Origin of the sequence: Micrococcus lylae NBRC 15355 (genome assembly GCF_001570885.1) — a bacterium.
Lineage (GTDB): Bacteria > Actinomycetota > Actinomycetes > Actinomycetales > Micrococcaceae > Micrococcus > Micrococcus lylae.
Map to the genome: position 1 here is coordinate 1 of NZ_BCSN01000022.1, position 18644 is coordinate 18644.

An 18644-nucleotide genomic window follows, 5' to 3' on the forward strand; every position below is an offset into this window, starting at 1 on the left:
ACATCTGGGGACACACAGCCGCAGCGGGGCCGCCTCACTGCCCCCGCGACTCCTGGATACGTCGGAGCAGCTCGAACGCCTCGGGCACGGAGAGCTCGGTGTGGGTGGACAGCTGCACGGCGGCGGTCTCGAGGTTGCCATCGCGCATCATGGCGGACAGCTGGTCGCGCAGCCACGGCGGCAGGTCGCGGGAGGAGAGGTGGACGGTGGCGTCGCCGCGCATCACCTCGACCTCGAAGGGCCGGTCCTCCGGGGCGGGCTCGGCGGACCACTCGGCCGGGACCATGAGGTCGTCAGGCAGTTCGGGCAGACCGTCCCCGTGTGCGGGGCCGGCCTGGGCGTCCTCCGTGCTTCGCGACGACGGCCGCTCGTCCTGCTCCGCTCTCTCGCCCTGGGTGTCCTCCGCCTCCTGCCGTGCCGCGTCCGCCCCGCTCGGTGCGGTGCCGTCCAGCCGGTCCGTCCCTGCCTCGGGGGAGGTCTTCCCCGGAGCCTCCACGTTGCCGGCCGGACCTGCCTCATGGGTGTCGACGGGGGCGGCATTCGGAGCGTCGTCCTGGGCCGGGTCCTGATCCTGCGGAAGCGTGTAGACCTGCGGGTAGGCGGCGAGGGACTGCACGTCCACCATGGAGTCACGCAGGGAGCGGCCCGTCACGCGGCGGTACTCGGTGATCGCCTCCATCGGACGGTTGGTGGCGATGCGGCCGTACACGGCACGGTGGGCGTCCTCGGACAGCAGGGAGGATGCATGCCGGGCCCGCTCCGCGGACACTCCGCCCGTGGGACCTGCGTCGGACGCTGCGTGGCATTCGGGCTTGGGGCGCTTCCCGAGCCACACGGTCACGCCCGTGGCGAGCGCGCCGATCACCACCACCGCCAGAACCGGCACCAGATACTCCATGTCCCCAGTCTAGGTGTCACTGGGCAGGGCGCCCCCGGTGCCACTGCGCAGGGCGCCGGGGGCGCGTCCAGGCACGGGCGGGGCCGACGTCGCAGTACTGCAACACCTGACGCTAGATGCTCACAGGAGGCACACTGGACCGTGAGAGGACTGCCTGACGGCGCCCCCTCCACAGTGGACCTGAACAGAAGGAGCATCCATGTCACTGTCTGCGGCAGCACGACCCACGCCGTCTCGTCACCGCTGGTGGGCGCTGGCGGCGGCCCTTGCCCTGACCGTGACCGGATGCCAGGCCCCTGAGGAAGACCAGGCCGCGGAGGGCGCGTCCCAGGAGCAGTCCGCCTCCGCACCGGCCGAGGGCGGCCAGGAGGGGGACACCGACGCGGAGGACGCCGAGGGTTCGGGCGACTCGGAGGACGCCGAGGGCTCCGACGGGTCCGACGAGTCCGACGGGTCGGAGGACGCCGAAGGCTCCGAGGACTCCGAGGGCGGCGCGGACGAGAGCACGAACGAGGAGAAGTGGAAGGAGGCGTCCGAGAAGGGCGTCGCCCCGATCCCGCGCGAGCCCATGCCGGAGAACCCCGAGGTCCCCAACGAGGAGTCCTGGCGCACCGTCCCCTCGAACGTGCCGATGAAGAAGCTCGAGGAGGGCGAGAAGCCCCCGCAGTTCGTGCTCGTCTCCTTCGACGGCGGCGGCTGGCACGACCGCTGGCAGACCTTCATGGAGACGGCCCAGGAGCACGATGCGCGCTTCACGGTGTTCCTGACCGGCATCTACCTGGTGGAGAAGGCCAACAGCGAGATCTACCAGGGCCCGAAGCAGGAGCCGGGAGCCGCGGCGGTGTCCTTCTACCCTGACGAAGAGTCGATCGCCCAGCTGGTCGACGACCTGAACCAGGCGAACTCCCGCGGCCACGAGATCGGCACCCACTACAACGGCCACTTCTGCGCCAGCTCGAAGAACGGCGCGGACACCTGGAGCACGGAGGACTGGCAGTCCGAGCTGGACCAGTTCTTCGACTTCATCACGAACTACCGGGAGAACAACGGCTACGGGGCCGACTTCCCGACCCTCGAGGTGCAGCCCGACTCGATCCGCGGCGGCCGCCTGCCCTGCCTGGACGGCACGTGGAGCGACCTGGTCCCGGCGTGGAAGGAGCACGGGATCACCTATGACACCTCCCGCTCCTCCACGCTCGGCACGGGCGTGCACTGGCCGTACTCGCAGGACGGTCTCTGGCAGTTCGAGGTGCCGGTCGTGTACTCGCCGGCCTTCGACGGCCCGGAGAGCCCGGCCAAGGAGGGCGACGACTCCCCGATCGTGACCGCGATGGACTACAACTTCTGGGCCAAGATCAACGGCGCCAAGAACGAGCCGGAGAAACGCGATGTCATGCACGACGCCGCCCTGGAGACCTACCGGTACATGTACGCCTCCGCCTATGCGGGCAACCGCGCCCCGCTGGTGCTCGGCAACCACTTCAACGGCTGGAACGACAACGCGTTCAACCCGGCCGTGGAGCAGTTCATGTCCGAGGTCTGCGGCGAGCCGGACACCTACTGCACCACCCACCGCGACGTGATCCAGTGGCTCTCGCTGCAGGACCCGGAGCGTGTGAAGCAGTGGCAGTCCGCGGAGGCCTCCGCCAAGGGCGACGACCTGGAGGACATCACCTGGTGACCTTCCCTCCGCGCGCGGTCTGACGGCCCCGGCGACCCCGACGGCGGCGCCTCACCCTGGCAGGGTGAGGCGCCGCCGTCGTGGTGGAGGGCCCCTTGTGGACACAGGTGAGACCAAGGACACAGGTGAACTTCCATGGAACTCCCGCTGTGCCGGTTGTCAGCTGTGAAACAGCCATGAGACTGTAAGGCCGCTCGATCTTTCCCTGCAGTGATAGAAGGGGCCCCGCATGCCTGCAGTCCTCACCGCCCGTCGGTCCGCCGCCGCCCTCACCGCCGCCCTCGCCCTCACCCTCGCCGGGTGCCAGGCCGATCCGGCGGAACACGGGGACCGCTCGGACGCGCGGCCCTCGTCGACCGCCACCACCGACGCGGGGAAGACGTCCGAGGGCTCCTCGGAGGCGTCCGAGGACGACGGCGGGCCGGGCGACGACGCCGACGGGTCCGAGACCGCCGGCGCCTCCCAGGACTCTGAAGGCGCCGGGGATTCTGAGGGCTCCGGGGACTCTGAGAGCGCCGGGACGCCGGACGGCGAGACGAACGACCAGGGAGTGCCGATGCGCGCCTTCTCCGCGGAGGAGACCCCGCCGCAGTTCCTGCTCTACTCCTTCGACGGCGGCCTGGAGTCCGACCGCTACGAGTACTTCATGGACGTCGCCGAGGAGGTGGACGCGAAGTTCACCGTCTACCTGTCCGGCATCCACCTGCTCCAGCCGGAGAACCGCACCTGGTACCAGGCCCCGGGCAATGAGCCCGGCCACGTGGCGAAGGACCTCGGCGGCCCCAAGGAGGAGATCGCCGAGCGCATCCGGGCCGTCAACGCCGCATACGCCGCCGGCCACGAGATCGGCACCCACTACATGGGCCACCTGTGCTTCGTGGAGAAGTACGGCGGTGACAAGTGGGACACCGACGACTGGCGCGAGGAGCACCGGCAGTTCTACGAGATCCTCGCGGACCCGGCCGGCATCAACGGATACGACGATCCGGACTTCCCGGAGCTCGAGGTGCCCGCCGAGGCGATCCAGGGCCACCGCCTGCCCTGCCTGGACGGCCGGTGGGACCAGCTCGTCCCGGTGTGGAAGGAGTTCGGCCACACCTATGACACCTCGCGCGGCTCCCAGCAGCGCGGTGTGGCCTGGCCCTACCAGGAGGACGGGATCTGGGAGTTCGAGATGCCGCTGTTCTACTCGCCGATGGCCGCGTCCATGGGCGCAGAGAACCCGTACATCATGACCATGGACTACAACTTCTGGGTCTCCTCGCAGCGCCTGGGCGTCGGAGAGAACGACACCGAGAAGCTGTCAGAGATCTACCTGGACACCTACCGGTACGTGTACGACTCGGTCTCCAGCTCCAACCGTGCGCCGATCGTGTTCGGGAACCACTTCAACACCTATGGCGGAGACGCCTACAACCCGGCGCTGGCCGAGACCATGAAGGAGTTCTGCCCGCAGGAGGGCACCTACTGCGTCACCTACCAGACGATGATCGACTGGCTGGAGCTGCAGGACCCGGACGTGCTCGAGGCCTGGCGCGAGCAGGGCTACTCGGCCGTCGGCGATGACCTGGCCGAGGTCCGCGGCTGAGCTCAGTCCGCGTGGGCGGCCCGGCGCAGCACCAGGGCCGCCACGGCGATGGCACACAGGACCAGGCCGACGATGCCGAGGACGGTGGCCGCCCAGCCGGCGGCCTCGAAGACCACGCCGGCGAGCCACCCGAACAGGGACGATCCCCCGTAGTAGCCGAGGTTGTACAGCGAGGTGGACTGGGCGCGGCCGCCGCGTGCGGCCAGGCCCGCCCAGCTGGACGCCACCGAGTGTGCGGCGAAGAAGGCACCGGTGAACAGCAGCAGGCCTGGGATCAGGGTGAACGGGCTCTGCACGATGGTGAGCAGCGCCCCGGCCGCCATCACCAGCGACGCCCCCGCCAGGACCCGGTAGCGGCCGAAGCGCAGCGCGAGGGAGCCCGCCCACGGTGAGGTCCAGGTGCCCGCGAGATAGGCCAGGAACAGCAGGGCCACCACAGACAGCGGCCAGGACAGCGGCTCGGCGGTCACGGCGAACCCGACGTAGTTGTAGAGCGCCACGAAGCCGCCCATGAGCAGGGCACCCTGCAGGTAGACGGCACAGAGCACCGGCGATCGCAGGTTCTCCACGGCGGCCGAGACCACACCGGACAGCGGGGTGGGGCGCCGGACGAAGTGCCTCGCCTGCGGGGTGACCAGCAGGAAGCCGAGGACGCAGAGCACGCCCACGCCCGTCACGGTCAGCATGCCGGCATGCCAGCCCGCCGCCTCGCCGATCGGTGCGGCGATCAGACGTCCGGACAGTCCGCCGAGCGTGGTGCCCGCGATGTAGGTGCCGGCCGCGAGGGTCACGGCGAAGGACTCGACCTCCTCCACGATCAGCGCCACCGCGAGCGCGGCGACGCCGCCGTGGGCCAGACCCTCGGCGAAGCGCAGGGCCAGCAGCAGCGGGAAGGAGGTCGCCAGGCCTCCGGCCACGGCGAAGACGCAGGCGGAGACCATGGACACGGCGATCGCCCGCCGACGGCCCCAGCGGTCCGAGGCGAAGGCCCACGGGATCACGGACAGTGCCAGGCCTGCGGTGGCCGCAGAGACCAGGAGCGCAGCCTCGTGGGAGGTCACCTGCAGGTCTGCCGCCACCAGCGGCAGCAGACCCTGCGGGGAGTAGAGCTGGGCGAAGGTGGCGACGCCCGCGAGGAAGAGACCGAAGAGCAGTCGGCGGTAGCCGGCCTGCCCGGGGGCCCACCGCCCCGTGCCCTCGGCGTCCTGGTGAGAGCCGTCACGGGAGGGGTCCATGCGACCACTTCTAGCACGAAGGGTCCACTACCATCGACCACGTGACTACACAGGGTGACATCAAACTGACCGACTCGTTCAAGGCCTACGACGTCCGCGGGATCGTGGGCGAGACCATCACGGCCGAGTCCGTGCGCGCCGTGGGTGCCGCGTTCGTGGACGTGCTGGACCTGGCCGGCAAGACCGTGCTGGTGGGCGGGGACATGCGCCCCTCCTCCCCCGAGTTCAAGGACGCCTTCGCCGCCGGCGCCACCGCCCGCGGCGGCAACGTGCTGATGATCGGCACCATCTCCACGGACATGCTCTACTACGCCGCAGGCGTGCTGGACGCGGCCGGCGTGATGTTCACCGCCTCCCACAACCCGGCCGCCTACAACGGCATGAAGATGGCCAAGGCCGGCGCCGTCCCGGTGTCCTCGGACACCGGCCTCTTCGAGATCCGCGACGTGGCCCAGGGCTACCTGGACGCCGGACAGGTCCCGACGGCCGAGACGGTCGGCACCGTGGAGGAACGCGACATCCTGGCCGGCTACGCCGAGTACCTGCGCTCCCTCGTGGACCTCAGGGGCATCCGCCCGCTGAAGGTCGTGGTGGACGCCGGCAACGGCATGGCCGGCAAGACCACCCCCGCGGTCCTGGGCGGAGACGTGCTCGAGGCGCTGCCGCTGGAGATCGTGGACCTGTACTTCGAGCTGGACGGCACCTTCCCGAACCATCCGGCGAACCCGCTGGAGCCGGAGAACCTGGTGGACCTGCAGAAGGCCGTGGTGGAGCACGGCGCGGACATCGGCCTGGCCTTCGACGGCGACGCGGACCGCTGCTTCGTGATCGACGAGAAGGGCGCCCCGGTGTCCCCGTCCGCAATCACCGCCCTGGTGGCCCGCCGCGAGATCGCCCGCGCCAAGGCCGCCGGCGAGGACACCCCGGTGATCATCCACAACCTGATCACCTCGAAGGCGGTGCCGGAGCTGGTGGCCGCCGACGGCGGCCGCGCCGTGGTGACCCGCGTGGGCCACTCCTTCATCAAGGCCGTGATGGCCTCCGAGGGCGCCGTTTTCGGCGGCGAGCACTCCGCGCACTACTACTTCCGCGACTTCTTCAACGCGGACACCGGCATGCTGGCCGCCATGCATGTGCTGGCGGCGCTGGGCGGCCAGGACGCCCCGCTGTCCGAGCTGGCGGACGAGTACGAGCCCTACGTGGCCTCCGGTGAGATCAACTCCGAGGTGGAGGACAAGGACGCCGCCGTCGCCGCCGTGCTGGCCGACCACGAGGGCGAGGACATCGACGTCTCCCGCATGGACGGCACCACGGTCTCCGCAAAGGACGGCTCCTGGTGGTTCAACCTCCGCCCGTCCAACACCGAGCCCTTCCTGCGCTACAACGGCGAGGCGAAGGACGAGCCCACCATGGCCGCCGTCCGCGACCGCGTGCTCGCCGTGGTCCGCGCCGAGCGCTGAGGGACGGCGCAGAGTCCGCCGGGGACGCCCGGCGCAGACGAGGCGGCCCTCCTGCCCATCTGAGCAGGGGGCCGCCTCGTCGCGTCAGGCGGACAGCGCCAGCACGAACGGGAGCACGCCCTGGGCACCGTTCTCCCGGAGCACGCGCGCGCCCTCGGTGATGGACCAGCGGGAGTCGGCGAGGTCGTCCACGAGCAGCACGGGGCCGTGGCGACCGGCGTCCGGGGCGGAGGCGAGCATCTCGGCCAGCTGCACCGGGACGCCGAAGCGCCCGTAGACCGAGCCGAGACGGTAGGCGCTGTTGCCGCCGGGCCCGGCGGTGGGACCGCCGTGCACCGGTTCGAGGGTGCCGAGGTGCGGCAGCTGTCCGATCCGTGCGATCCCCTCGGCGAAGGAGCCGACCAGCTGCGGGCGGCCACGGGAGGGCATGGCCACGACGGCGATGGGCCGCTGCTCCCAGTTCCAGGCGGAGAGGACCTTCACGGCCCCGTCCAGGACCTGCTGCGGCACCGGGGCGTCCTCGCCGTGCAGGAGCTCGCGCAGGCGGGTGCCCCAGCCGACGTCGGAGAGGCGGGCCAGGGCACGGCCTTCGTCGGCCTGCAGCTCCACGGGGATGCGGCCCTTCACGGGCACGCCGAGCCGGTCCATGCCGGACGGCCAGGACTTCCGCGGCTCCAGGGGCACGCCCACCCGCCCCAGGGAACGCTCGGCGGCGGCGCGGGCCTCGGTGTCCGAGCCGGTCGGGTACCAGGGGCCGGCGCAGGTGTCGCAGCGGCCGCAGGGGGCCGCGGTGAGGTCGTCCAGGGTGCGGGCGAGGAACTCCATGCGGCAGCCGTCGGTGTTCTCGTAGTCCAGCATGAGCCGCTCCTCCGCCAGCCGGGCCTCGGCCACCCGCTGATACCGCTCGGAGTCGTAGCTCCAGGGCTGCCCGGTGCGCTGCCAGCCGCCGCCCACGCGGACCACTGCCCCGTCCACGGCCAGGACCTTGAGCAGCAGTTCGAGGGCCGTGCGCTTCATGGACACGGCGGTCTCCAGCTGCGGCACGGACATGGTGCCGTTGGCCTCGAGTGCCTCGAGGACTGCCAGTGCCTCGCGCTCGTCCGGCATGGACGCGGTGGCGAAGTAGCGCCAGATGTCCCGGTCCTCGGGGCCGGGCAGCAGGAGCACCTCGGCGTGGTCGGTGCCGCGGCCGGCTCGGCCGACCTGCTGGTAGTACGCCACCGGGGAGCTCGGAGCCCCCAGGTGCACCACGAACCCGAGGTCCGGCTTGTCGAAGCCCATGCCGAGCGCGGAGGTGGCCACCACGGCCTTCACCCGGTTGGCCTTGAGGTCCTGCTCGATCTGCGCCCGCTGCTCCGGGTCCGTCCGTCCGGTGTAGGCCACCACCGGGTATCCGGCCTCGGCGAGGGCCCGCGCCGTGTCCTCGGCGGAGGAGACCGTGAGCGCGTAGACGATGCCCGAGCCCGGCAGATCCTTCAGGTGGGAGATCAGCCAGGCCAGCCGGGAGGCCGGGTTCGGCATGCGCAGCACGCCCAGCTGCAGGGAGGCGCGGGCCAGCGGGCCGCGGAGCACGAAGACCTCCTGCGCGGACTGCACGCCGAGCTGCTCCACCACGTCCTGCACCACGCGCTCGTTGGCGGTCGCGGTGGTGGCGAGCACCGGCACCGCCCGTTCCCCCACGGCCGGCAGGCGTCCGATGAGGTCGCGGATGCGCCGGTAGTCCGGACGGAAGTCGTGGCCCCAGTCCGAGATGCAGTGGGCCTCGTCCACCACCAGCAGGCCCATGCGCGCCACGAGATCCGGCAACTGCTCCTCACGGAAGCGGGGGTTGTTGAGGCGCTCCGGGGAGATCAGCAGCACGTCCACGGAGTCCTCCGCCAGACGTGCCCGGACCTCGTCCCACTCGGTGGCGTTCGCCGAGCTCATGGTCACCGCGCGCACTCCGGCACGGGAGGCGACCTCCACCTGGTCCCGCATCAGCGCCAGCAGCGGGGAGACGATCAGCGTGGGCCCCGCCCCCCGCGCCCGCAGCAGCAGCGAGGAGACGAAGTACACGGCGGACTTGCCCCAGCCGGTGCGCTGGACCACCAGCGCACGCCGGCGGTGCCGCACGAGCGCCTCGACGGCCTCGTACTGGCCGTCCTTGAACTGCGCCTGGCCGTCCCCCACGAGGCTGCGCAGCACCTGCAGTGCCTCAGCGTGGAGGGAGTCGTCGGCCGGCGGGGTCTGCTCTGCGGTGCTCATGCGGCCAGTCTGCCAGCCGGAGCGGACACTCTGACGGCCTCCGGCGGGACTGTGGAGGACAGGACCGTCGCCCACTGGAAGTCCGCCTCCCGGAGGCGGGATAATCGCCCCATGAAGCTCAACGCGTTCACGGACGTCTGCCTGCGGGTCCTCATGGACCTCGCCCGCCGTCCGGACGAGCGCGCCACCGGCCAGAGGATCGCCGAGGAGATCGCGGTCCCCTACAACCACGTGAGCAAGGCGATCGTCGAGCTGCGCCGCCGCGGCGCGGTGGACGTGACCCGCGGCCGCTACGGCGGAGCGCAGATCACGCCGGCCGGCCTGGACCTCAGCGTCGGCTCCCTGGTACGGGACCTCGCCTCCCGAGACGAGGTGATCGACTGCGCGGGCCACGAGTCCGGCACCCCGTGCCCCCTGGCCGGGGCCTGCCGCCTGCGCACCGCCCTGCACCGCGCCCGCGAGGCGTTCCTCGCTGAGCTCGAGCCGGTCACCGTCCGCTCCCTGGTGGCCACCGGCATCCCGGTCGCCCTCGGCCTGCCGGCCCTGCCGCCCAGCTGAGCGCCCCGGCCCCACCGCCTGCCGCCCCAACCTTCCCGACGACGGCCCCTCGCCTTCCGAGACCTCGGTCACCGTCGGCTCCCCTCGCCTTGCACTCCCCGCCCACGGGAGTAATCTTGTCTCCGCCAGGCAACATTTACACCACCCAGGAGGAAGCCGTGCTCTCCGAGAAGTCCCGCCCCGTCATCGAGGCCACCGCCGACGTCGTCGCCGCCCACATGGACGAGATCACCCCGAAGTTCTACGCCCACATGTTCGAGGCCCACCCGGAGCTTCTCAATGGCGTGTTCTCGCGCGCCAACCAGCGCAACGGCGAGCAGCCGAAGGCCCTGTCCGGCTCGATCGTCCGCTTCGCGGTGCACCTGCTCGAGCACCCGAACTCCCTGCCGGAGGCCGTGCTCTCCCGCATCGCCCACAAGCACACTTCGCTCGGCATCACCGAGGACCAGTACCAGATCGTCTACGAGAACCTGTTCTGGGCCATCGCGGACACCCTCGGCGAGGCCGTCACCGACGAGGTCGCCGAGGCCTGGACCGAGGTCTACTGGCTCATGGCCGACGCCCTGATCAAGCTGGAGAAGGGCCTCTACGCCAAGCAGGCCAACACGAAGATGTGGACCCCGTGGCGCGTGGAGTCCAAGGAGCCCGCCGGCGCCTCCGCGTTCACGTTCCGCCTGGTCCCGGCCGACGACACCCCAGCCACCGTCGGCGAGCCCGGCCAGTACGTGTCCGTGCGCCTGCCCGTGGCCGACGGCCTGCTGCAGGCCCGCCAGTACTCGCTCTCCTCGGACGCCGCCTCCGCGGACGTCCGCGTCATCACCGTCAAGCGGGACGACGGCGGCGAAGTCTCCCCGGTCTTGCACGACTCGGTGCAGGTCGGCGACGTCCTCGAGGTCTCCAACCCCTACGGCGACCTCACCCTGTCCACCGTGTCCGCGGACGAGGAGCGCCCGCTCGTGCTGGCCACCGCCGGCATCGGCATCACCCCGGCCGCCGCGATCCTGCAGGACCTGGCCGCCCGCGGCTCGCAGCGCCGCGTGATCGCCCTGCACGCCGACCGCTCCGCCGCGGCCCTGACCCTGGCGGACGAGGTCCGCGCCGCCGTGGACGCGCTGCCGCGGGGCGAGCTGCACCTGTGGCTGGGCTCCACCGCGGACGCCCCGGAGGGCCTCGGCGCCCGCGAGGGCCGCATGGACATCGCGCAGGCCCGGGTCCCGCAGGACGCGGACGTGGTCCTCTGCGGCCCGCTGCCGTTCATGCAGGCCGTCCGCTCGGCCCTGATCGAGGCCGGTGTTCCTGCCACGCAGATCCACTACGAGGTCTTCGGCCCGGACCTCTGGCTCGCCGCCTGAGCCGAGCCTGCCCGGCCGGCGACTCCAGGCCTCGGCGGCCCCACGCCCCCACCGGCCCGCGCCGCCCCCGGCCCCGGACACGCGACGGCCCCCTCACCGTGAAGGCGAGGGGGCCGTCGTCGTGGTGTCACCGGCCGCCGGGCCGGGACCAGGTCAGCCGTTGAAGCGAGCCTTCTGGGCCTCGAACTTCTCACGCACGGCCGCCGGCAGGGACTCGCCGAACTTGCCGAGCCACTCCTCGATGAGCTCGTTCTCCTTGGCCCACTCGTCGGCGTCGACCTTGAGGGCGTCCTCGAGGTCCTCGGGCTTGACGTCCAGGCCGGTGAGGTCCAGGGACTCGGGGGTCGGGACGAAGCCGATGGGGGTCTCGGTGGCGTCAGCCTTGCCCTCGAGGCGCTCCACGACCCACTTCAGGACGCGGGAGTTCTCGCCGAAGCCCGGCCAGGCGAAGCCGCCGTCGCGGTTGCGGCGGAACCAGTTCACCAGGTAGATGCGCGGCAGCTTGTCCGCGTCCGCCTCGCCGGAGACCTTGTCCCAGTGGTTCAGGTAGTCGCCCGCGTCGTAGCCGATGAACGGCAGCATGGCCATCGGGTCGCGACGCACCACGCCCACGGCGCCCACGGCGGCGGCGGTGGTCTCCGAGGAGAGGGTGGCGCCCTTGAGCACGCCGTCTTCCCAGTCGAAGGACTCGGTCACCAGCGGGACGGTGGTCTTGCGACGGCCGCCGAAGAGGATGGCGTCCAGCTTCACGCCGTTCGGCTGGTGGTACTCGTCCGCCAGCATGTCGGTCTGGTCGATCGGGGTGCAGAAGCGCGAGTTCGGGTGGGCCGCCGGGGTGTCGGAGTCCGGGGTCCAGTCGTTGCCGCGCCAGTCGGTCAGGTGGGCCGGGGTCTCGTCGGTCATGCCCTCCCACCACACGCCGCCGTCGTCGGTGAGGGCGACGTTGGTGAACAGGGAGTTGCCCTTGGCGATCGCCCGCATGGCGTTCGGGTTGGTGGACCAGCCGGTGCCCGGGGCGACGCCGAAGTAGCCGGCCTCCGGGTTGACCACACGGAACTCGCCCTCGTGGCCCGGGCGGATCCAGGTGATGTCGTCGCCGAGGGTCTCGGCCTTCCAGCCCTCGACGGTCGGGTCGATCAGGGCGAGGTTGGTCTTGCCGCAGGCGGACGGGAAGGCGCCGGTGATGTGGTAGGACCGGCCCTCCGGGTTGGTCAGCTTGAGGATCAGCATGTGCTCGGCCAGCCAGCCCTCGTCGCGGGCCATCACGGAGGCGATGCGCAGCGCGTAGCACTTCTTGCCGAGCAGGGCGTTGCCGCCGTAGCCGGAGCCGAAGGACCAGATGGAGCGCTCCTCCGGGAAGTGCACGATCCACTTGGTCTCGTTGCACGGCCAGGCGACGTCCTCCTGACCCGGCTCGAGCGGGGCGCCCACGGAGTGGACGGCCGGGACGTAGAACGCCTCGGTCTCCTCCATCCTCTTCAGCACGTCGGTGCCGATGCGAGCCATGATGCGCATGGACATGACGACGTAGGCGGAGTCGGTGATCTCCACGCCGTACTTCGGGTCCTCGGCGTCCAGGTGGCCCATGACGAACGGGATCACGTACATGGTGCGGCCCTTCATGGCGCCGCGGAAGGCGTCCTCCAGGATGCCGCGCATCTTCGCGGGCTCCATCCAGTTGTTGGTGAAGCCGGCGTCCTCCTCCTTCTCAGAGCAGATGAAGGTGCGGTCCTCGACGCGGGCGACGTCGGCCGGGTCGGAGAAGGCCGCATAGGAGTTGGGGAACTTGTCCTCGGCCAGCTTGGTGAGGGTGCCGGCCTCCACGAGCTCGGCGGCGAGGCGGTCGTACTCCTCCTGGGAGCCGTCCACCCAGTGCACCTCATCCGGCTGGGTCAGCTCGGCGATCTCACCGACCCACTGGAGCAGCTGGGCGTACGAGGTGGGCGCGTTCTCGGTGGCGCGCTGGGCGAACTCGGTGGTGGCGTTGTCAGCCATGATGGGGATTTCCTCCCATAGACGATCCGGGGCCGGTCAGAGTCACCACGAACACGGCACACGCCCATAGCGCGGCACCACATCCTTGTGGCTCTCCGAGTGGCCCCATCCTACCCGAGCGCGCGCGAGGCGAAGCGTGGGGCAGGTCACGTCACGGCACCAGGACCCCGACTTTGCATCGCCCGAGATCGTCGTGTAGTGTTCTACAAGTTCGCAGCGACGAGCTGAGAACGAGCGCCCTTAGCTCAGCTGGATAGAGCGTCTGTCTACGGAACAGAAGGTCAGGGGTTCGAATCCCTTAGGGCGCGCCAGAGAAAAGGCCCCGCACCACGGTGCGGGGCCTTTTGTCCTGCCTGGGTCCAGCGCTTCCAGCCGCTTCCCGACGACGGCGCTCGCCCCGCGCAGCAGCGTCGCCTCCACCTCGGCTCAGGGTGTGATGAAGGACACCAGACGGGCGTCTCGGCCGTCGAGCTCCGCCCACGGCTTCTCGACCTCGAAGACCTGCAGCCCTGCCGGCGGGTAGTCCTGGGCCATGTCGAGGGCGGCGTCCTCGTCCGAGTCAGCGGACATCAACCGCATTCCGAGCCCCTGCACCCACGGCATGTGGCCGATCACGAGCAGGCTCCGGGTGCTCTCCTCGGTCTCGTTGACGATCGACAGTGCGCCGGTCGCGTCCGCTCCGTAGAGGCGGGGATCCAGGTACGGGGTGGGCGCCTTCTCACCCAGCGCCTCGCCGATCCACACGCAGGTCTGCCGCGTCCGCAGCGCGTCCGAGCAGACGATCTGATCCGGGATCCAGCCGCGCTCCGTCATCCAACGGCCCGTCGCCGCCGCCTCCCCGTGGCCGTGGCCGGTCAGCGGCCGGTGGTGGTCGACGCCGTCGGCCGCCCAGGCGGCGGTCGCGTGGCGCATCACGAGCAGGGTCTTCACGTCATGGCGGGCCATGGCCCCACAGTACGAGACGGCCCTCGCCCGCGCAGGGCGAGGGGCCGTCGTCGCCAAGGGCCGCCACGTGGCGGCGGGCAGGTCAGATGCTGTACTCCGGGGCAGCCCAGACGACGACCTCGGGATGGCGGTAGAAGCGGTAGCCCTGGCCGCGCACCGTGCGGACGGTGCTGGAGAGGCGGCCGAGCTTAGCGCGCAGCCGGCGGATGTGGACGTCGATGGTGCGCTCGTTCGGGGTCTCGTCCGAGTTCTTCCAGAGAGCCTCGAGCAGCTCCTCGCGACCGACCGTGCGCTGGTCGTTCTCCACGAGGTAGTTGAGGAGTTCGAACTCCTTGAAGGTAAGGTTCAGCGCCTCCCCGTCCAGCTGCACCTCGCGACGGGACAGGTCGATGAGGATGCCCGGCTGACGGGTGGAGACGGGCGCCGGGGCCTGCGCGAGCTCGGGGCGGACGGCCGACTGGATGGTCGGGTCGCCGAGCACCTGGCGGACGACCTCGAGATCCGACCCCTCCGCGCCGGCCGGGGCGATGGCCACGGCGGCGTGGGACTCGGCGCCGGGGACGAGCGACTCCACATAGTGGCGCAGCTCGTTGGCCAGGCGGGTCAGAGAGGTTCCGGCTGCGGAGGCGGACAGCTCGTCCATGCCCACGTAGAGGACGAAGCCCCGGGCCTCGTTCTCCCGGGAGACCGGCTGGGGGCCGCCGCCGCGGGGGGCCAACACCGCCGCCGGATGGGTCGTCGGATGGTCCTCATGGGCGGACGCCAGCCGCAGGTTCGGCGCGTGGGAGTGCATGGCAGCTCGACGCTGCGCATTCCGGACCGAGATGTGAACGTAGCCTGCGGTGTCGCCCATGGGACTGCTCTTCCTGACGAGACGGGTGGTGGTGCGGTCGCCGGCGTGGAGTCCGGCGCCGTGTCACATGACAAGAATGTGTCGTCACACAAGGATCCGGCAAGTAACACAAGGCCGCTCGTCTCACCTGACGAGACGCTTGGCGGCTGATCGTGGCCAAGCTCACTATTGAGGCGCCTGCATAACCTTCCAGGCGACTTTCCGGCCGAGAACTCGCTGACCGGGCGTTTTCCGAAGAACGGCACCCGTTGCCACTCTGCGGCACCGAAGAACTATGCACGCACATGCAGAAGGGCCCGGCACCCAATGGGTGCCGGGCCCTTCCGGAAGCCGCTCCGGTCCGCCTGATGGATGAAACATTCGCCCGGAGTGTTACAGAGCGGACCACCTCACACTGCTCTCACTCCGCGAGGCCGTAGAGCCTGTCGCCGGCGTCGCCGAGGCCCGGGACGATGTAGGACTTCTCGTTCAGCCGCTCATCGATCGCAGCCAGGTAGAGGTCCACCTCGAGGCCCTCGATGCCCTTCTCCAGGCGCTCGATGCCCTCCGGCGCGGCCAGCAGGCACACGCAGGTGACGCGCTCGGCGCCCCGCTCGTACAGGAAGCGGATGGCCTCGACCAGGGTGCCGCCGGTGGCGAGCATCGGATCCAGCACGATCACGTGACGGCCCGTCAGGTCGTTCGGCAGGCGCTCGGCGTAGGTGACGATGTCCAGCGTCTCCTCGTTGCGGGCCATGCCCAGGAAGCCCACCTCGGCGGAGGGGGCCATCTTGACCATGCCCTCGAGCATGCCGAGACCGGCACGGAGGATCGGGACGATCAGCGGACGCGGCCGCTTCAGCTGGGTGCCGGTCATCCTCGACACCGGGGTCTCGATCTCCCGCGGCTCCACAGCCACGCCACGGGTGGCCTCGTAGCCGAGCAGCATGACGAGCTCCTCGGTGAGCTGACGGAAGATCATCGACGGGGTGTTCTTGTCCCGGAGGATCGTGAGCTTGTGGGCCACCAGCGGGTGGTCGACGACATGTACGCGCATGCCTCCAATCTACCGGGGCCTCCGTCCCGGTGGCGGGCTCCGGACCGCCCGACCGGACCGTAGGCTGGAGCGGTGACCGACTCCCCTCTCCCCCTCGACGAGCGCCCGGCCGAACACGCCTGGATGGGCGTCGCCCTCGAGGCGGCCCGCGCGGCCGGTGAGGCCGGAGACGTGCCGATCGGGGCCGTCGTCGTAGGGCCGGACGGCGAGGTGATCGCCTCCGCCGGCAACGAGCGCGAGCAGGTCCACGACCCCACCGCCCACGCCGAGGTGCTCGCCCTGCGCCGTGCCGTGGCCGTTCGGCAGGCCGACGGGAGTGCGGACGGCTGGCGACTGGAGGACTGCACTCTGGTGGTCACCCTCGAGCCCTGCCCCATGTGCGCCGGCGCCGTGCTGCTCGCCAGGATCCCCCGCGTGGTGTTCGGCGCCTGGGACGCGAAGGCCGGCGCCTGCGGCTCCGTGGTGGACGTGCTGCGGGACCCCCGGTTCAACCACCAGGCCGAGGTGCGCGCCGGCGTCCGGGAGGACGAGTGCACCCGCCTGCTCCGCGACTTCTTCGCCGCCCGCAGGGGCTGAACGCCGCCCCAGCCCCCGCCGCCCGGTTTGGGGTCGGCAGAGGGTCTCGGGTAGTCTGCACCAGTCTGGTGACGTGTCCGAGCGGCCGAAGGTGCAGCACTCGAAATGCTGTGTACGGTAACCCCGTACCGTGGGTTCAAATCCCACCGTCACCGCGCCGAACGAAGGCCCCGCCTCCTCTGGGAGGCGGGGCCTTCGTCATGCCCGGGCCTTCGCCTCAGCGGCTTCGCGACGACGGCCCCACCCGCTGCGGGCCCGTCTGCCCTGGCGCTGCCGCGACCGGCATCTGGACGTCCAGGAAGGCGGCGACCGCGTCCCAGGAGAAGTGCTCCCGCCGCCCGGCCAGCGGCACGCGGTGCTGGTGCACCGTGGAGGTGGTGACGGCGGTGTCCCTGGCCAGGTCCACCACGTGACCGGCGCCGTGGACCTCATAGAAGACGCTGGGCACGTCCGCGCGCACGAGGTCGTCGTAGAGGTCTCGGCTCTGCTGGTGCGGCACCACGGTGTCACGGGTGCCGTGCACGATCAGCGTCGGCGGGGTGCGGGAGCCGATGTAGGTGCGCGGGCTGGCCTCGTGGACGAGCTGCGGGTTCTCCTTCACGGGGACGCCGAGCATGCGGGACTCGAAGCCCTCGGCGTCCGAGTGGCACTCGGTGATGCCGAGCCCCTTGTTGAAGGACTTGCAGGCACCGGGCAGCATCTGGCCGTCCATGGTGAGGAAGTCGATGGGCGCGAAGAAGTTGACCACCGCCTGCACGTCGGACGGACGGTCCCAGACCCCGCCGACCTGACCCTCGAAGCGCGGCAGGCCCGCCGTCACGCCGGTCATCATGGCGATCCAGCCGCCGGAGGAGTTGCCGCCCATGGCGATGCGCTCGCGGTCCAGCTTCAGGTCCGCGGCATAGGCCCGCAGCCAGCGGACGGCGGCCTTGGCGTCATGCACGTGGGAGGGGAAGCGGCCCTGCCCGGAGTTGCGGACGGAGAACGCCGCCACCGCGTAGCCGTGCGGGATCAGTGCCTCGGCGATGCGTTCGCCGCCGACGTTGCCGCGGTCCGAGGTCCAGCCGGAGCCGTAGGTCCACATCAGCACGGGGAAGGGCCCCTCGCCGCGCGGGACGTACACGTCCATCACGCCGCCCTGGCCGGCCTGCTGGGCATAGCGGAAACCGCTGAAGATCGTCATGTCCTCGCGGGAGGCGATCGCGCGTGGGCCGACGCCCACCACCTCCCGTTGGAACCAGCGGTGCACGAGCACACCCACCCAGGCGAGGACGGCGGCCACCACGGCGCCGATCCCCCACCCCAGCACACGGCGGCGGGCGACGTCCCCGCCGGCGGCGCGCCGCCGTCGTCGGGAACCCACGGCACGGCCGTGAGCCCCCGAGGGACCCATGGCCGTGTCCTCTTCCTGCGCAGGCGTCCTGCCCCTGTCCTCCATGGCGGCTCCCCTCAGCGACCGCGTCCGAGGAACGCGGCGACCCGGGCACGGTGCTCCTGCGTCCTCAGCAGCTCCGCCTGGACGCGGCTCTCCGCCGCAAGGGTCTCCTCCACCAGATCCACGGTGCGGCGATTGACGGCCGCCTTCGTCTCGACGAGCGCCTGCCGCGGGGTCTGCGCGAGGGCCTCGGCCCAGGTCACTGCCGTGGCCACGGCGGATCCGTCCGGGACGACCTCCGACACCAGCCCGGCCTGCGCGGCCTCGCCGGCAGGCAGTCGACGCTGCCGCAGCATCAGGTCCATGGCCCGGTGACGGCCCAGGCTCTCGGCGAGCGTCTGCACGATGCCTCCGTCCGGCACCAGGCCGACCTTCCCGAAGGGCAGCAGCAGGTACGCGGACTCGCCCGCCACCACCAGGTCGGCGGCCACGGCCAGCGAGGCACCCACACCGGCGGCGGCGCCCTCCACCGCGGCGATGACGGGGACCGGGGCTTCGAGGACCGCGCGGATCATCCCGGCGACCGCCGCCATGACGGTGCCTTCCGGGTCCCGTTCCGCCTCCTCGTCCATCGTGCCGAGACGGAACCCGGCGCAGAAGGCACGGCCGCCGGCGCCGGTGAGGATCACGGCCCGGACCTGCGGCGAACGGGCCGCGGACCGGACCGCCTCCGCCAGCTCCGCCATGGCGTGGCGGTCCAGGGCGTTGTGCGCCTCGGCAAGGTCGATGGTCACCACGGCGGCCGGGCCGTGCTGCTCGGTGCGGACGATGCTCTCCATGGCCCCGAT

The 18644-nt window shown here is 71.1% G+C and carries 15 protein-coding genes and 2 tRNA genes; 8 read left to right on the forward strand and 9 right to left on the reverse strand.

Annotated features, from left to right (window positions below):
• Positions 1-34 precede the first annotated feature (34 nt).
• A complete protein-coding gene (locus tag MLY01S_RS06145; RefSeq protein ID WP_067190315.1) occupies positions 35-898 on the reverse strand; it encodes a hypothetical protein in 864 nt (287 codons plus the stop codon).
• A gap of 199 nt (positions 899-1097) precedes the next feature.
• Here MLY01S_RS06145 and MLY01S_RS06150 point away from each other — a divergent pair, with 199 nt between their 5' ends.
• Both MLY01S_RS06150 and MLY01S_RS06155 read left to right on the forward strand, forming a co-directional pair.
• A complete protein-coding gene (locus MLY01S_RS06150) occupies positions 1098-2579 on the forward strand; it encodes a polysaccharide deacetylase family protein (RefSeq protein WP_067190317.1) in 1482 nt (493 codons plus the stop codon).
• 229 nt (positions 2580-2808) lie between these two features.
• Positions 2809-4167 carry a polysaccharide deacetylase family protein gene (locus tag MLY01S_RS06155; protein WP_067190319.1) on the forward strand — a complete coding sequence of 453 codons (1359 nt, stop codon included), beginning with the start codon at positions 2809-2811 and terminating at the stop codon, positions 4165-4167.
• 2 nt (positions 4168-4169) lie between these two features.
• Here MLY01S_RS06155 and MLY01S_RS06160 read toward each other — a convergent pair whose 3' ends face one another.
• Positions 4170-5402 (reverse strand): MFS transporter, encoded by a 1233-nt coding sequence (locus tag MLY01S_RS06160; protein WP_082739787.1) that lies wholly within the window; start codon positions 5400-5402, stop codon positions 4170-4172.
• Positions 5403-5443: 41 nt separating this feature from the next.
• Between MLY01S_RS06160 and MLY01S_RS06165 the strand changes: the two genes are divergently transcribed.
• Positions 5444-6862 (forward strand): phosphomannomutase/phosphoglucomutase, encoded by a 1419-nt coding sequence (locus tag MLY01S_RS06165; protein ID WP_067190321.1) that lies wholly within the window; start codon positions 5444-5446, stop codon positions 6860-6862.
• A gap of 84 nt (positions 6863-6946) precedes the next feature.
• On the opposite strand, the gene MLY01S_RS06170 is transcribed toward MLY01S_RS06165, so the two are convergent.
• Positions 6947-9106 carry a RecQ family ATP-dependent DNA helicase gene (locus MLY01S_RS06170; RefSeq protein ID WP_067190323.1) on the reverse strand — a complete coding sequence of 720 codons (2160 nt, stop codon included), beginning with the start codon at positions 9104-9106 and terminating at the stop codon, positions 6947-6949.
• Positions 9107-9217: 111 nt separating this feature from the next.
• Between MLY01S_RS06170 and MLY01S_RS06175 the strand changes: the two genes are divergently transcribed.
• Together MLY01S_RS06175 and MLY01S_RS06180 are read left to right on the forward strand one after the other, a co-directional pair.
• The gene (locus tag MLY01S_RS06175; protein ID WP_067190325.1) at positions 9218-9664 is read left to right on the forward strand and encodes an RrF2 family transcriptional regulator; all 447 of its coding nucleotides are present in this window, start codon (positions 9218-9220) and stop codon (positions 9662-9664) included.
• A gap of 158 nt (positions 9665-9822) precedes the next feature.
• On the forward strand, positions 9823-11016 hold the full coding sequence (locus MLY01S_RS06180) for a globin domain-containing protein (protein WP_067190327.1): 1194 nt from the start codon (positions 9823-9825) through the stop codon (positions 11014-11016).
• 153 nt (positions 11017-11169) lie between these two features.
• Here the strand turns inward: MLY01S_RS06180 and MLY01S_RS06185 are convergent, their stop codons facing one another.
• Entirely contained in the window at positions 11170-13011 is a 1842-nt protein-coding gene (locus MLY01S_RS06185; RefSeq protein ID WP_067190329.1) for a phosphoenolpyruvate carboxykinase (GTP), read from the reverse strand.
• A gap of 234 nt (positions 13012-13245) precedes the next feature.
• Here MLY01S_RS06185 and MLY01S_RS06190 point away from each other — a divergent pair.
• Positions 13246-13322 (forward strand) — tRNA-Arg (locus tag MLY01S_RS06190).
• Between the two features lie 115 nt (positions 13323-13437).
• Here the strand turns inward: MLY01S_RS06190 and MLY01S_RS06195 are convergent.
• From MLY01S_RS06195 to upp, 3 genes are all read right to left on the reverse strand, one after another.
• The gene (locus tag MLY01S_RS06195) at positions 13438-13956 is read right to left on the reverse strand and encodes a SixA phosphatase family protein (protein ID WP_067190331.1); all 519 of its coding nucleotides are present in this window, start codon (positions 13954-13956) and stop codon (positions 13438-13440) included.
• An 82-nt stretch (positions 13957-14038) separates the two neighbouring features.
• Entirely contained in the window at positions 14039-14809 is a 771-nt protein-coding gene (locus MLY01S_RS06200; protein ID WP_067190333.1) for a winged helix-turn-helix domain-containing protein, read from the reverse strand.
• 400 nt (positions 14810-15209) lie between these two features.
• Positions 15210-15845 carry a uracil phosphoribosyltransferase gene (gene upp, locus MLY01S_RS06205; protein ID WP_067190334.1) on the reverse strand — a complete coding sequence of 212 codons (636 nt, stop codon included), beginning with the start codon at positions 15843-15845 and terminating at the stop codon, positions 15210-15212.
• A 72-nt stretch (positions 15846-15917) separates the two neighbouring features.
• Here upp and tadA point away from each other — a divergent pair, with 72 nt between their 5' ends.
• Both tadA and MLY01S_RS06215 read left to right on the forward strand, forming a co-directional pair.
• Complete coding sequence (gene tadA / locus MLY01S_RS06210) at positions 15918-16421, forward strand: tRNA adenosine(34) deaminase TadA (RefSeq protein WP_280642907.1); 504 nt, start codon at positions 15918-15920, stop codon at positions 16419-16421.
• A 67-nt stretch (positions 16422-16488) separates the two neighbouring features.
• Positions 16489-16576, forward strand: a tRNA-Ser gene (locus tag MLY01S_RS06215).
• A gap of 62 nt (positions 16577-16638) precedes the next feature.
• On the opposite strand, the gene MLY01S_RS06220 is transcribed toward MLY01S_RS06215, so the two are convergent.
• Both MLY01S_RS06220 and MLY01S_RS06225 read right to left on the reverse strand, forming a co-directional pair.
• Complete coding sequence (locus MLY01S_RS06220) at positions 16639-17814, reverse strand: alpha/beta hydrolase (RefSeq protein ID WP_067190336.1); 1176 nt, start codon at positions 17812-17814, stop codon at positions 16639-16641.
• A gap of 56 nt (positions 17815-17870) precedes the next feature.
• Positions 17871-18635 carry an enoyl-CoA hydratase/isomerase family protein gene (locus MLY01S_RS06225; RefSeq protein WP_067190338.1) on the reverse strand — a complete coding sequence of 255 codons (765 nt, stop codon included), beginning with the start codon at positions 18633-18635 and terminating at the stop codon, positions 17871-17873.
• Between the last annotated feature and the right edge of the window lie 9 nt (positions 18636-18644).

Coding starts and splice junctions, on each gene's coding strand:
- MLY01S_RS06145 (WP_067190315.1), bottom strand. CDS start 898: ATGGAGTATCTGGTGCCGGTTCTGGCGGTGGTGGTGATCGGCGCGCTC.
- MLY01S_RS06150 (WP_067190317.1), top strand. CDS start 1,098: ATGTCACTGTCTGCGGCAGCACGACCCACGCCGTCTCGTCACCGCTGG.
- MLY01S_RS06155 (WP_067190319.1), top strand. CDS start 2,809: ATGCCTGCAGTCCTCACCGCCCGTCGGTCCGCCGCCGCCCTCACCGCC.
- MLY01S_RS06160 (WP_082739787.1), bottom strand. CDS start 5,402: ATGGACCCCTCCCGTGACGGCTCTCACCAGGACGCCGAGGGCACGGGG.
- MLY01S_RS06170 (WP_067190323.1), bottom strand. CDS start 9,106: ATGAGCACCGCAGAGCAGACCCCGCCGGCCGACGACTCCCTCCACGCT.
- MLY01S_RS06175 (WP_067190325.1), top strand. CDS start 9,218: ATGAAGCTCAACGCGTTCACGGACGTCTGCCTGCGGGTCCTCATGGAC.
- MLY01S_RS06185 (WP_067190329.1), bottom strand. CDS start 13,011: ATGGCTGACAACGCCACCACCGAGTTCGCCCAGCGCGCCACCGAGAAC.
- MLY01S_RS06195 (WP_067190331.1), bottom strand. CDS start 13,956: ATGGCCCGCCATGACGTGAAGACCCTGCTCGTGATGCGCCACGCGACC.
- MLY01S_RS06200 (WP_067190333.1), bottom strand. CDS start 14,809: ATGGGCGACACCGCAGGCTACGTTCACATCTCGGTCCGGAATGCGCAG.
- upp (WP_067190334.1), bottom strand. CDS start 15,845: ATGCGCGTACATGTCGTCGACCACCCGCTGGTGGCCCACAAGCTCACG.
- MLY01S_RS06220 (WP_067190336.1), bottom strand. CDS start 17,814: ATGGGTCCCTCGGGGGCTCACGGCCGTGCCGTGGGTTCCCGACGACGG.
- MLY01S_RS06225 (WP_067190338.1), bottom strand. CDS start 18,635: ATGGAGAGCATCGTCCGCACCGAGCAGCACGGCCCGGCCGCCGTGGTG.